Here is a 13,266-nt window from a genome sequence, read left to right on the forward strand (position 1 = left end):
CGCTGCGAGAGGTTGGAATGTCTGCTCAGCCCTTCTTTTCGAGTGACTTCTCCAGGTCTGCCACCAGCTTCTCGTAAGATATACCCAGCCTGCGGGCCCTCCGAGTACAGCGTCGAGTTTGAACTAAATATCCCATCACGTAACCCAATGTCCCGGAAACAACCGCGACAATTAACGCTGCCGTAGCCCAACGCAACACGATGTCACCGCCCAGGCGCCCGAAAGCCCCCAGCGACTGCCAGAAATAGCCGGCCTGAGTAATAGGGTGCATCAGTTGATGAAATCCTTCCAGGGTCATGACTTCCGATCTGCCGAGAATCAGCGAGCCTAGATAATAGTATCCGTAATACATCGGGATTAGCGTAAAGGGATTGTTCACCCAGGTGAATGCAAAGGCTACCAGTGTATTGAACCTAATCAAAAGCCTCACGATGCCGAGACATACCATTTGCGCGCCGACAGGAACGCCGAATCCTATTGCCAGCCCGAAAGCGATTCCGCGTGCATCGAACCATGGCGGATTCCGGGAACTGACCAGGGGCTCGACAAAACGGCTGCGAAAAAACCCGGCCGACTTGCGTTCGGATTTTCGCGAAATCGCCGAGCCTGCCCTATCACTGCCAATGTTCAATTCGTCACCTTCGATCCGACGTTTTTCATTCCTTGGCCGGTTTACCGCCTGATTCTCGCAAGGCCTCTCGTGTTTCCATGAAAAAAACCAATATTACGCCACGTTAATAACGTTTTGCGAAGGATTTGACAAGCTGAAGGCGTCGCTATATGTTTCCTCCGGGTTCCCCCGCGCACTTTCAGGAACGAGGTCGTCAACGAGGAGGCATACCATGAAGCCCATATTTATAGAAGCCACTACCATACCAGATGCCTGGTTCCAATGTCTGTACACCCTCATAGAGGAATCGCGCAAGTCTGACGGCGCGGCCCGCAGATACACGGTTGATACGGGCTCCAACCCAGGCGCGGACCGCATAGAATTTGACATGGTCATGGTTCACATAAGACAGCCCGGCGTTCGCCCATTGCTCCCTCAGATCCCCGAGCATCTGAATCTGCCGCCGGTCGCTGACGAGAAGTATCTGGCGGAATACATGCCCTATCTGCTTTCTTCAGCCAAGGCTCCAGGCGAGCATTACACATACGGAGAACGGCTTCAGACCTCCTGGCAATTCGTAATTGACTATTACAAGAAGCATGGCGGCCGCACGAACCGCATGTGCATGGAAATAGGCCGTCCCGAAGATATCTTCTTTTACGAACATGAAGACGGCTCCACTCCGTGTCTCAGGCTCGTCGATACCCGTGTAATGGATAACAAGCTCAACTGGATAGTCTACTTCAGGTCATGGAACCTCTGGTCCGGTTTTCCGGTGAATTTGGCGGGCCTGCAACAGGCAAAGGAAATCATGGCTATGGAGATCGGGGTGGAAGACGGTGAGATCGTGGCAGTGTCCAAAGGCCTGAACATCCGTGACTACAACATAGAGGTGGCCCTGATGAGGCTCCAGAAGGACACAGGCATCCAACTGGGAGCCAGGAGAGAGTAAATCAGTTGTGGAGAGGCCCTTTTTGAAAAAACTGCTCCGCGCAGGGCGATAACCAGTCTTTATGCCGCCGAGGCTTTCACGAATCGAGGTGCAAATCGAAGATAGATATGGCCCCACGCCGAGTGGCCCCACACCCCTCCCCAAAAACTTCTATATGCTTGACGGCTTGGTGGCTTCCGCCTGCAAGCGGAAACCACCAAGCCGTCAAGATAGGGAGTCTCTGTGCAAAAGAGATGCATGTTCTGCGCCGCTATCCAGGAGCGGTGTCAAGTAGCTACCGTGCATGAGGGAGCCCTCTCTCCGTAGCGCCGGCGTCTCGCCGGTAGCAGGAGCTACCCATTGCATGAGGTAACCCCTCCCAACAAAAAAACCCGGCTTTTTATTCCGGGTTTGCTCGATCACAAGTTATGGTGCCGAAGAGGAGACTCGAACTCCTACAGGCTTACGCCCACCAGACCCTGAACCTGGCGCGTCTACCAGTTCCGCCACTTCGGCACGATCTAAAGATTATCCAGATATTAGGGAGAAGTGTCAAGGAGGAAAAGTTTCCCTTCACCGCAGAGAACGCACAGGGCGCGGAGAAGAGGAAAAACGATCATCCTCCGCGTTCTACAACTGGTTGCAAAACCTAGATAACACGTGCACCGGTTTCCGGGCTTGGTAGGGGCGGTTCGGGAACCGCCCGAAATCAGGGCGCTTCTCGAAGCGCCCCTACTGTAACTCTGCCGGCCTGCAAGGTTTTGCAACCACTTGTAGGCGTTCTCTGCGGTGACAGATCTTTTGCTTTCCCCGACGCGCCACCACCACATGTGCGAGTGGTTGCTTCGTGCTTGGCCCGCGTTTCGCCTGCGAAGAAAAGCTTCAGCTCAGGTTTCCAGTTCCACGCCAAGATCTTTCCAGGCCGGCAACAGACCCAGGCCGTCGGCTTCGCGGATTGCTTTCATCGCGGCCCGCTGTAAAGCTTCTTGAGCGAGCAACGCTATGCGGTTGTGATCCGCGTGTCTGTCTCCCACGCTCAATACAACTGTCAGGTCCCCGTCAATGTGGCTGTGAAACGGCCTTATCACTCGACCCAGGCCTATAGTTGCCTGAGCTGCAATTCTGGACCCGCTGATTTTGTCCACACGCGCGTTAACAGCCACCACCGACAAGGTGGTGTTCTCCGCAGAGACCTTCCTTGATTGGGCCTTGCCGTCTTTGAGTAGGGCTGCCGAGTCCGCGAATTCCAGGGACGAGGGAGAGGTTCGAGCCCCTGCCATGATGCTGCCGTCCAAGTTGGTGATGTCTCCATAAGCATTCACCACAACCAGGGCCCCTACCACGAGATCGTCCGAGAATACTGACGCGGAACCGACACCGCCTTTCATGGCGTGTCCTACGCCGAAGAGCTTTCCCACGCTTGCACCGGTGCCGACACCCACGCTCCCCAGCGCGATCGGTCCGGAGGAGGCCAGGGCGCATGCCTGACGGCCCATGGAGCTATCCGGTCGAACAGTCCCGTCGCCGACATTCAGGTCGAAGATCGCGGCTGCGGGTACTATCGGTATGGTCCGGTCAACCACGCGCAAGCCAACGCCGGCCGCTTCCAACTCCGACAAAACCCCTCCCGAGGCATCCAGCCCGAATGCGCTCCCACCGCACAAACAGATAGCGTGGACCCGGTCTACCACGTGCAGAGGCCGCAAAGAATCGAACTGCCGCGTCGAAGGTGCATTGCCGCCTACATGAAAGCCGGCAGCCGCTCCTTCCGGCGGAGTCAGAATTACGGTGACTCCTGTCGCAGCTTCTATATTCTGGGCATGTCCCACTCGGATGCCCGGCACATCGGTTATATCGTCGTGGAGAGTACTAGGAGAATTTCCCATGGCAGCCTCTTTTTGAAGTGACCAAAGATGTATCATCGGAGAGAAGTCGGATCAACAAATCTTCTGGGCATTGGCCATTTCTCCTCATCTCAGGCGAATTTGTTGATTGACATGCTCTCAACCTTTCCCATAATGAACCTGAATTCTTGTAGAAAGTGATTCACCGGAGAGGCCGCGGAGAACGCAGAGACGTAGGGGCACGGCGTGCCGTGCCAGACTCTGCAACGACGGAGATGCTCTATGAAAACTCGACGCATTCGCTTGATCACAAAGTGTTGGGTGGCTGTTGTCCTGGTTTTGGCGGGGCGTTGGAGTGACGAGAGTCGGACCAAGCGGTCAGGCTATTCTATTAACCGGCCACAAAGAGGGAGGTGCGCATGTATTGGTGGAACGTGAGAGGGCTAGCAGAGGACCTTATTGCGCAACGAGTAACGTCAAAGGAAGAATATATGTATCTGTTGTGGTGGGTCATCGGAGTATGTCCGGCATTCCTGTTCATAGCACCACGAGATCAATTTTCTTTTGGTCTCATACCACTGCTGCGATCGTTGGCGAGCGTATTAATTATTCTAGGCGGTATGGGTGCTTGCCGGGACGCTAACACCAGAGGCGATGCGCAGGATTTCGTTCGACGTGTCATTTGCCTTGGATGGCCGATAGGCGTGAGGCTCTTCTTGACTGTGCTTCTGCCAGGAAAGGTATTACTCATAAGTCTTGAAAAGAATTGGGGATATTCTTTGGGTATGTATTTCGAACCGATTGTCCAGGCGGTCTATTTCTGGCGGTTGTGTCATTGGGTGCGTGCCGTATCAACCAGAAAACTAGAGTAGTTCTCGAAAGTTCTTTCCGAATGGGATCGCACTGCTAGACAAGCCAGCAGTGGCACCCTGGCGGATTGCTTCAAGATCCTGCACCGCGGAAACAGCAAAGGTGATTCTATATTTCCGGGGCATCCGGTCAGCTCAATCCGAGATGCTTCTTTGCCTCAGCGAGACTCATTTCGCGCCCCTCTTCCAGGTCCACCAGCCCTTGGACAACACCACGCAGAAAAGCCAGTTCTTCGGTCTGAGTTTCGTAATCTCTGAGTGATTGAACGACAGCTACGCCACGTCCCCTGTTGGTCAGAAGAACCGGCCTGCGGGTCTTGTCAACCTGCCTCAAGACTCTGCCCGGATTAACTTTCATGTCGCTTAGCGGGACTATGTCCTCCGAGAATTTAGTATGCTCGGGCATGGGGCCTCCTCTGTTCTTCTCGTAATAGTACTAACAATAGCACCCATTAAATGACCAGGCAAGCTCCCCCTGAGAAGTCGTTGTCCAGAGGAACATCCCGATAGAAGCACGGCGATTTATAGTCGGTAGGGGCGGGCCCCCCGCTCCCGCCCTGGGCAGGCACGGGGGCCTGCCCCCACATTCCATTCGCCAGTCGGCCAAAACTTTAGGAGACTGCTATAGAAACTGCCTCCGTATTCATCGGCGCCTGAAAACCGTGCCACGCCGAGTGGCCCGAAGATGTCGATTTCTAAGGGAGATGGAAAATCAAAATAGGATGGCGGGCACGGCCCGCCCTACGGGAAAAGAGCGTCTCCTCATAATGTAGGGCGGGCCGTGCCCGCCGTCTATAGACGCCGACAACAGCTCCCATTTGACATCTTATCGAACGTTTCTTTCCCTGTTCTGGCGCCTTATACGTCGCTCGGCATCACGTGGAAGGCCCTCGATCATGGACTTCCCACATATCCTCGTCGGTGTAGCAGCGTTCGCTCTCGTCAGGTTTCATGGCATCCATTTCCATCTTGCGGCGATCATAGGCCGGATCCAAAATCTCACTGTAATATTCGTGCTGGATTAGCAGGTTCATGATCTGCGTCGTGCCTGTCCATATCATGGCGAGCCTCATGTCTCTGAGCGCGCGCTCCACCGGATACACATCGGTGTAGCCGATTCCTCCCATGATCTGCATGGCATTGTTCACGACGCTCCACGCGGCTTCAGTAGCAAACCGCTTGGCTTCGCTGACAAGGCGGCGAGCGTAGGGATAGTTCTCGTCCACGGCCCGGGCCGCCATGTAGGTTAATCCCCTGGCTGCATCCAGTTGCGTGATGGAATCCGCGACCATGAAACTTACACCCTGAAATTCACGAATTTTCTGACCGAATGCCCTCCGATTGTTTGAATACCGCACAGCCAAGTCGAGAGCACCCCAGATCCCCAGAGAAGCAGCAGCCGAGGTGAGGCGTTCCGGAATCATCATTTGGTTGAAACAAAGTGCCCCGCTGTGGAGTTCGCCGATTAGATTGCTTTTTGGCACCTTTACGTCTCTGAAGACCAGCCTTCCGGTACCGCCGCCTTTGCACCCCAACAAACCGTAGAGGTACTCAGTTTTCACGCCGGGTCCCTTGTCAACGATCAACAGGCTCAGGCGCTGATATTTGTGCGCGGTCGGTTCAAAATTCGTTCGGCAATAGACCAGGAAAAAGTCCGCTCCTTCTGCTCCGACCACAAAACGTTTCTGGCCATTAAGGATGAAGTGGTCGCCATCGAGAACCGCTTTGGTGGTGGCCCCGAAAAAATCAGATCCTCCTCTCGGCTCTGTCAGGGCTTCCGCGGCAACAAGCTTTCCTTCCAGGTATGGCCTGAGGTACCTTTCCTTTTGGTCCTCCGTGCCGAACATGTTCAAGGCTTCCCCGATGATGGACGGCATCACAAAAGCGCAACCGAGAGCCATGCCCAGGCAACCGATCTCCTCGCTTGCCGCGACATCAGCCACCCAGGTCATTTCCCGGCCTCCGTATTTCTTGGGGAATCGGATTCCTCGGAAATTGCGTTCGGCCAGCTTTTCCACAAACCCACGCGGATACGTGATTTCGTCCTTGTCCATCTTTCTAAGGAAATCGCTGGTGATTTGCGTACGTACGAATTCCCTCACTTCTTGCTTCAGGGTCTGTTCCTCGGGTGACAACAAGAAATCGTACACGTTCCCCTCCTTTTCTCGTGGCTGATTAATAACAGTCCGGTATTGTTTTTAGTAGCACACGTGACGTGATCTGTCATTGCGAGGAGCGAATGGTGGGGCAGGCGTCCTACCGGTCAATCTGAATGACCGGCAAGATGCCGGTCCCACTGGCAATCTCTGCATTTAAACGCTGAGATTGCTTCGCTACGCTCGCAATGACCACGTTTGGTCGCTGGTTGACTGAATAGTTGCTGTAGAAGGTTAGAAATTATGGCAAATGGTATAGGCTATCTCGTCTGCCGTTTTTGTCTCTTTGCGTTTATCGCCTTCTCGATTGAAGAAGAGTCCCCGAAATATATGCAATGCGCCAGGCACACATTGTCCGCGCACGCGGGAATGAGCCCCTGGTCCACTCTGTGATGACACAGATTGCACTTCAGGGCTGTTTGATTTTGTTCGTCAAATTCTATGGCATCGTACGTGCACGCTTCCATGCAGCTTTGACAACCCGTACACTTGTCGGAATCCAATACTACAATCCCGTCATCTCTTTTGGAAATGGCTTGTTCAGGGCATGCTTCCGCGCACGGAGGCTCGTCGCAGTGCCGGCACACTGTCGGGCGGTGGAGATATTCCCATTTATCCCCATTCATCCGCGGACCGTCCTCGCGGACGTGAATAAACTTCACTTCGTGATTGTACTCCTGTTTGCAAGCAACCTCACAGGTCTTGCATCCCCAGCAGGATTGATAATCTATCTCGAGAACATGCTTGTCCGCCAACGCTGCCTCCCTTAAGCCTTCTCAGGGTAAATTCTGCACAGGAGCGTTCTTACCGACGACGCGCCCATGGCCGGGTCACAGGATTTGTATGAGTTGTCGGTGAGAATATTGATATTCGAGTCTTCCCAGCCGTGTCCGGGGTCCTTCTTCTCAGGGAACCACCAGGCGTGCTGTGCAGCCACCACGCGCGGGTCGAGGCCCGGGAAGAGCTTTGCCCGGTGTCGGACCTTTCCCCGAGGCGATTCGATGACCACCCAATCGCCGTCGTTTATGCCCTCCTTTGCGGCTGTCTCAGGATGAATACTGACAATGGGGTCTTTGTGAAGTTCCCTGAGGCTTGGGACCTGGCGGTTCTCAGTATGGAAAAAGCCGGGGGTCCTTTTGCCGGTAATCAATATGTAAGGGAACTCTTTATGCAATTCCGGCGTGCTGTGCGGGCTTTCCGTGGGTTCTCGGTATTGAGGCAGAGGATCGTATCCCATTTTCTCAAGCGCGGTTGAATAGAGTTCGAATTTTCCGGTGGGAGTCGAGAAACCGTCACGCCTGTACTTTTCATAGGCTACATCACCTCTTATGTAGTCCATTTTCTTGAAATCTTGCCATGTGATTCCCATGGGTTCCAGTATCCAATCCAGAGCTTGCTCAAAATCGTCCCAGAAGTACTCCCCGATTCCCACCTTGTGGGCGAGGTCATTGAGCATTTCATGGTCGGACCGGCATTCCCCTATCTGCACAACCTTGCGCCTCGGCAGGATATAACCGTGCCGCTTCCAGAAATCAGCGATATAGTCCATTTCCAGCCATGTGGCCGCAGGTAGGACTATGTCCGCAAGTTCCGCCGTGGGGGTGATGAAGAAATCAGCCACCGCCAAGAATTCCACCTGCTCCAAAGCACGGTATACTTCCCTGGAGTTCTCGCGCGACACCACAGGATTGGAGCTGATCAAGAAAAGCATCTTTACGGGATAAGGCTTTTCTTCGAGGATCGCGTCCCACACGCATTTCGGGTTTATGATCCCGAAGCGTCCGCCGAGGCGGAACCGGTCACCTCCCAGCCGTTTGTCCCGTTGCTCTTTGGGAAGCATGCCGTGGGCTCCGAATTGACCTACATTCCTTATGTTCGGCGTTGAGAATAGTACTTGGCCCCCTTTTCTGTCTATATTGCCGGTGATCCCCATCAAGGCCATTAGAATGCGGTCATTGTCCGCACAGTTGATCTGTTGTTCAATGGCAACGCCCCATTGAATTCCTCCGGGCTTGGTGGTGGCAAAAAGTCTCGCGGCCTCCCGGATCTTTTCTTGGGGGGCCCACGTAATTTGCTCCACTCGATCCAACGGGTATTCGTTGACCCTTTGCACAAAAGGCTCCCAGCCGTGGACGTAGTTTTCGACGAATTCCCGGTCATAGAGTCCTTCGTTGACGATCACGTTGCACATTCCGAGCGCAAGCGCGGTGTCGGTTCCGGGTCTGAGTTGGAGCCACACGTTTGCCCGCGCTGCCGCGCGTGTGAGTCTCGGATCGACCACGATAAGCTTCGCCCCTTCATCCAGGGCCACCGAGAACGGCTCACCTTTGTAACAATCGGGATTGCTGATGACCACGTTGTTGCCCCACACCATGATGCACTTGGGGTGGTTTTCGTAGTCCACTATGGGATTGGAACCGCACGTGATAATGCTCGTAGCGATTCTCGGACCATAACAGAAATGTCCGGCCGTCAGGACGCTGGGACTCCCGAACAGATTGGCGAAACGATAAATCACAGCTTCGTTTTCCCGACCCGTCCCGTACCCGAGAACCACGGACTCAGCGCCGTTGTTTTCTTTATAACGCATCATCCGTTCAGCGATGGTGTCCAGTGCCTCATCCCAGCTGATACGCTCCCATTTGCCACTTGCCTTGGGGCCTATGCGCTTTACGGGATAGGTAAGACGGTCGGGGTGATAAACCAGTTGAGGAGAGGCAATGCCCTTGGTACACAGTGTCCCGTGATTGATCGGGCAGTCGGGGTCGCCCGCGATCTTCCTGATCCTGCCGTCTTTCACGTACACCAGCACTCCGCACCCGCCGTGGCACATCCGGCAATGGCTCTTGACTACTGAATCGTAGCCGTAGACCTCCATTTCGCGGCCCACATTGGAATATTTGAAGTCCGCCACGGCTAGTCTTCCTCCTCTGCGTGACTGTTTTGCTGCAAAGTTGGTGGGACAGTCCCGCCGATCTGCTTGGAGAACTTGGCCGCAGCACCCGAAACCTCGGATCCGAACCTGCCAGCGGATTCCTTGGGAAAGGTGCCCAGGATCACCAGGGCGCCTATCAATTTTTCGACCGGCCCGAATACCGGAGCAGCCACCGCATTAACTCCACTTGTCATTTCGCCAAGGTCCATCGAGAACCCCGTTCTCCGGCAATTGGCCATTTCTTGCTCAAAGCGATCCGGATCAAACTTCGATTTGGTTCCATGTAAATATAGCTTTGATCCCGCGATGAGCTTCTCGCGCTCGGCATCGGAAAGGAAGGCCAAGATTGCCTTTCCGTGAGCGCCCCAGGCAAGGGGAAATCTGTGTCCCAGTCTGATGGTCAGCCCGATATGTTGGGTTCCCTCGTCCTTTGCCACCACAAAAACATGCTTGTCGGAAATGAGGCCGAGAAACGCCGTACTGTCGGTCTTAAAGGAAAGCTCCTGAAGGACGGGCGCAACAGCTTTCCGCAAGTCCAATTTATTCAAGACCTTGTTGGACAGAAAGAGGAGACCCGGACCGAGTGAATAGGTCTTGCTGCCAGGGGACTTCTGCACGAAAGCAAAATGCTGCAAAGTGTTCAGGATTGAATAACCCTTGCTCTTGTGAATGCCCACGACCTTGCAGATCTCTGTGAGACTCATTTTTCCGGTTGCGTCCTGAGCAAGGGTGAGGAGAACTCGTGAAGCCTGTTCCACAGCGGGGACAAGTGACGAGTAATCCGCCTTGGTTCGAGTTGGGTCTTTTAAGGATGCCATAGGAATGCCGTCGCCACTGGTTCGTCAGACAGAATTAGGTTTTCTATGGAAAACATACCGGCGGGATGCCGCCCTGTCAAGAGAAAGCTTAGCATGAAAGTACGCATTCGGTCAGCCCTGGGAATTGTTGGCTTTCTTTCATCGGGAGGAGCGAAATCCCGCGTTCTGCGGGAAAGTTGTCCCAAGGCTTAAAGGCAGAAATTGCTTTGCTGCACGCGCACCGACAGTTTCTTTCCCCTCGTAACTGTATGCCTACAAAATAAGAGATATATTTGTAATAAAAAATAGGCTCTAAGCCCCTTTTTCCTTGACACTCGATGGCTTGAGATAATAGAGTTACCGACATTCCTTCATCTCTATATTGTGGGTTAAGGGGCGTTGTTTAACAATGAAGCGTTTGCTTTTGGCGTTGGTTGTAGTGTTGTGGGGGGCTGGATCATCAGTTGCTCAGAACTGGCCCTTCCCATTTTCTGGTTGGGGGACGAATCTTAGCTCCCTCCCTGGTCTCTCCGGTCTCAATTCCGATTTCTTGTCTCGGGTTTCATTGGGGGACCTTCGCGCTGGAATATCTTACGGCGGGGGCTCGTTCAACATCAGTCATAACGTCAACCAAGGGGAACGAGGTACCCTGGTATACGTGGATTTTGAGTTTTTTAACCATACCAAGAAGACCGACCTCAAGGATGGATATTTCAATTTTGGCGGCTCTCTGAAGTGTGACCAATTTGACTTTTTAACCGTGGACGTGCAGACCAACTTTGGTCGAACGAACCGATTCAACCAATTTACGGAAGCCGTGAGCGGCTACATTCCCCCCGGAAGCGCGTCGGTGTACGGACGCTACGCCCTGGGAGTCCTCTGGTTGGGGGACGGGTCTGAGGGGGACATTTATTTGGATTCTCGTAACAGGTTCTGGAAGGGAGAGTTGGTGGGCCATATACCTCTCCTGACCGGTTGGGAGTTTCTTTTCGCGTACAAGTGGACCAGGGTCAAGACCGATATCCAACCTGCGTCCCAGAATTACGCTCCTGGGGAATGGGGAGGTTTTCAAGGCTACGCAATCCGAGGCTGGGAGAACGGATGGACGGATTTGGTTTTCAATTCCAACACCTCGTTCACAATGAGCCAACTGGTGCTCTGGCATGGGCCTTACATCGGAATCGGTTTGGCAAACAACGCGGATTCCCTATCGACAAAGTATTATTTTTCCATAATGGCGTCACCCTGCCTTTTCGGCAAGTACGACTTTGATTGGAAAGCTCTGTACACCGACGGCCAAGGTATGTATATCGCGGGTTCTCAGTTGACGAACGTCACAGGATGGCGGAGATTCGGGGTTGACCTGCGCGGAGGGTTCGACATGAATCTCAGCCAGGCCCTCGTCCTTGGCGCAAACGCTTCTTATTCGTACGCCTACATGAACGGGTCCAACCCGGAAGTTCAGGAATTATCCAATAACGGATATATTGTCGATCCGGGAAATTTCTTTTATTGGCTCGCGGGTAACTATACTCAGTTGACAAACGGAACGGTGACCTTGCGGCAGCATTTTTGGACTGTTGGGACAAATCTGGCTCTGACCTTTTGAGTGAGTCCCACCGGTTTCCGGGATTTCTTTGGACCGGCGTGCGCCATGGTCGCCCCCAGGCGCATATGAAGTGGTACAGCCGGCTCTAGGCCATACCGCGGCCGAACGGCCCCTTGACCTTAAATTCCTGTGCTTCAGAGAAGCCTTACTGTCCGTTGTAACCATTCAGTCTTGCGGGGGTAGAAAAGATTCTGAGCCCTGAACGGGCGTACCAACAGTAGTCCCGCGTCCCGCGGGACTACTGTTGGTACGCCCGTTCAGGGCATGGGAGGCGCTCCCGCACGTAACTGAATGGTTACTCTCCGTTGCAGTTTTTCATTTCCTTTTACCCACCGGTGTGCTTATAATACGCAGTCTTTTTTATCTTTGTTTTATTCGGGGGATGGATCTTTATGCATGGTCGGCTCAAAACGGTGCTGCTGGTGCTGGTGCTCACTTGCTTGGCAACTCCGCTTCAAGCTCAGGTGCTGCCTTGGAACATAGGGTTGGACTCGTGGTTCGGGATCGACTTTCTCGCCGCGCGGCAAGACGCTCTGTATCAGCATCGTCTTATCGCCCGCGAGCATAGTGCAGAATGGAACCCCCGTGTCCCGGCCCTTTCAGGCATGATCGAAGTTTCGCCTTTTCCGTTTGCCTCTGCTAGACTTGCCGGTTCGGTGAGCGTGGGCACTAGCAACGTGGAGGTCATACGTGCCACCGCGGCCGCTCCAGGGCCTTTCAGATGGGACCTGAAAACGGATTTCAGGGAATGGGAAGCCGCGGGGCTGTGGCACCTCTGGAACGGAGGCGGATACAGATTCAGCGTAACCGGTGGGTACCGGCGAGAATTGTGGCTTTACCGGGGGGACCCGAGAGGGACCCAGCCGGCTGGTTCGTCACTGCGTGAGGAATTTAGATCGGATATTCCGTTTGTGGGTCTGCAAACGGCCATGTTTTTTCCTTTCTGGAGGGCCAGATTCGAAATTCAGGGCTCCTGGTTTATGACCAAGAAGGTGGAACAAACCGTTTCACGTATCGATGCCATTGAAACAGTCGAATCTACGGGAGACAAGGGAGGCATAATCGCGCTCCGCATGGAAGGCGAGACCAATATCACACCTAATGTTACCGCCGGGCTGCACGTGCGGTACAGCCACCAGGAATTTACTGGAAGTTCCATTCTAACAAGCACTGTTTCGGGCTCCGAAGTTGCCCCGTACAGATTTGACTTCAACGAGAACGTCTTCTCGTTTGGCGTTCACGCGGGCGTGGTCTTCTGATCCCGGCCAATTGATTGGCGCGGCGCAAGGCATGTACTAAAAGAGCAAAGTCCTCCAATTGAGACCCGGGATCAATGTGCACTTGCAGGCGCTTTCTCAAGGCCCTGGCTCACCCGGAACGCTCGCCCTCACTCTCCGATTGAAATGCGCTTTCTCAATCTACCGCAAGATCTTTGACCGGGGGGCCTGGAATTCGCCTCATGACCTTCAAGTCCTGTTGGATCAACCTCTCCGGAGGTTTCGACAGGACGTCCGG

Annotated in this window: 10 protein-coding genes and 1 tRNA gene; 3 read left to right on the forward strand and 8 right to left on the reverse strand. The window is 53.9% G+C overall.

Going from position 1 to position 13,266, the window contains the following annotated elements; all coding sequences use genetic code 11:
- Positions 1–25: 25 nt before the first annotated feature.
- The gene (locus tag HY913_01630) at positions 26–631 is read right to left on the reverse strand and encodes a DUF2062 domain-containing protein (protein MBI4961956.1); all 606 of its coding nucleotides are present in this window, start codon (positions 629–631) and stop codon (positions 26–28) included.
- 211 nt (positions 632–842) lie between these two features.
- On the opposite strand from HY913_01630, the gene HY913_01635 reads away from it, so the two are divergent.
- Positions 843–1,562: a thymidylate synthase gene (locus tag HY913_01635; GenBank protein ID MBI4961957.1), complete on the forward strand. Its 720-nt coding sequence runs from the start codon at positions 843–845 to the stop codon at positions 1,560–1,562.
- 408 nt (positions 1,563–1,970) lie between these two features.
- On the opposite strand, the gene HY913_01640 is transcribed toward HY913_01635, so the two are convergent.
- The 7 genes from HY913_01640 to HY913_01670 form a co-directional block, all read right to left on the reverse strand.
- Positions 1,971–2,057: transfer RNA gene (locus tag HY913_01640), tRNA-Leu, on the reverse strand.
- A 371-nt stretch (positions 2,058–2,428) separates the two neighbouring features.
- On the reverse strand, positions 2,429–3,427 hold the full coding sequence (locus HY913_01645; GenBank protein ID MBI4961958.1) for a P1 family peptidase: 999 nt from the start codon (positions 3,425–3,427) through the stop codon (positions 2,429–2,431).
- Between the two features lie 957 nt (positions 3,428–4,384).
- The gene (locus HY913_01650; GenBank protein ID MBI4961959.1) at positions 4,385–4,660 is read right to left on the reverse strand and encodes a type II toxin-antitoxin system Phd/YefM family antitoxin; all 276 of its coding nucleotides are present in this window, start codon (positions 4,658–4,660) and stop codon (positions 4,385–4,387) included.
- Between the two features lie 469 nt (positions 4,661–5,129).
- Entirely contained in the window at positions 5,130–6,404 is a 1,275-nt protein-coding gene (locus HY913_01655; GenBank protein ID MBI4961960.1) for an acyl-CoA/acyl-ACP dehydrogenase, read from the reverse strand.
- 266 nt (positions 6,405–6,670) lie between these two features.
- Positions 6,671–7,165 carry a 4Fe-4S binding protein gene (locus HY913_01660; GenBank protein ID MBI4961961.1) on the reverse strand — a complete coding sequence of 165 codons (495 nt, stop codon included), beginning with the start codon at positions 7,163–7,165 and terminating at the stop codon, positions 6,671–6,673.
- An 11-nt stretch (positions 7,166–7,176) separates the two neighbouring features.
- Entirely contained in the window at positions 7,177–9,324 is a 2,148-nt protein-coding gene (locus HY913_01665; GenBank protein MBI4961962.1) for a molybdopterin-dependent oxidoreductase, read from the reverse strand.
- 2 nt (positions 9,325–9,326) lie between these two features.
- Complete coding sequence (locus tag HY913_01670; GenBank protein ID MBI4961963.1) at positions 9,327–10,163, reverse strand: IclR family transcriptional regulator; 837 nt, start codon at positions 10,161–10,163, stop codon at positions 9,327–9,329.
- 544 nt (positions 10,164–10,707) lie between these two features.
- Between HY913_01670 and HY913_01675 the strand changes: the two genes are divergently transcribed.
- Positions 10,708–11,751, forward strand: a complete 1,044-nt coding sequence (locus HY913_01675) for a hypothetical protein (GenBank protein ID MBI4961964.1) — start codon at positions 10,708–10,710, stop codon at positions 11,749–11,751.
- Between the two features lie 392 nt (positions 11,752–12,143).
- On the forward strand, positions 12,144–13,010 hold the full coding sequence (locus HY913_01680; protein MBI4961965.1) for a hypothetical protein: 867 nt from the start codon (positions 12,144–12,146) through the stop codon (positions 13,008–13,010).
- Positions 13,011–13,266 lie beyond the last annotated feature (256 nt).

Origin of the sequence: Desulfomonile tiedjei (genome assembly GCA_016212925.1) — a bacterium.
In the GTDB taxonomy this organism is placed as follows: domain Bacteria; phylum Desulfobacterota; class Desulfomonilia; order Desulfomonilales; family Desulfomonilaceae; genus JACRDF01.

Excerpts from the sequence above, each read along its gene's own strand:
- HY913_01635 (MBI4961957.1), top strand. The coding sequence starts at position 843 with ATGAAGCCCATATTTATAGAAGCCACTACCATACCAGATGCCTGGTTC.
- HY913_01645 (MBI4961958.1), bottom strand. The coding sequence starts at position 3,427 with ATGGGAAATTCTCCTAGTACTCTCCACGACGATATAACCGATGTGCCG.
- HY913_01650 (MBI4961959.1), bottom strand. The coding sequence starts at position 4,660 with ATGCCCGAGCATACTAAATTCTCGGAGGACATAGTCCCGCTAAGCGAC.
- HY913_01670 (MBI4961963.1), bottom strand. The coding sequence starts at position 10,163 with ATGGCATCCTTAAAAGACCCAACTCGAACCAAGGCGGATTACTCGTCA.
- HY913_01680 (MBI4961965.1), top strand. The coding sequence starts at position 12,144 with ATGCATGGTCGGCTCAAAACGGTGCTGCTGGTGCTGGTGCTCACTTGC.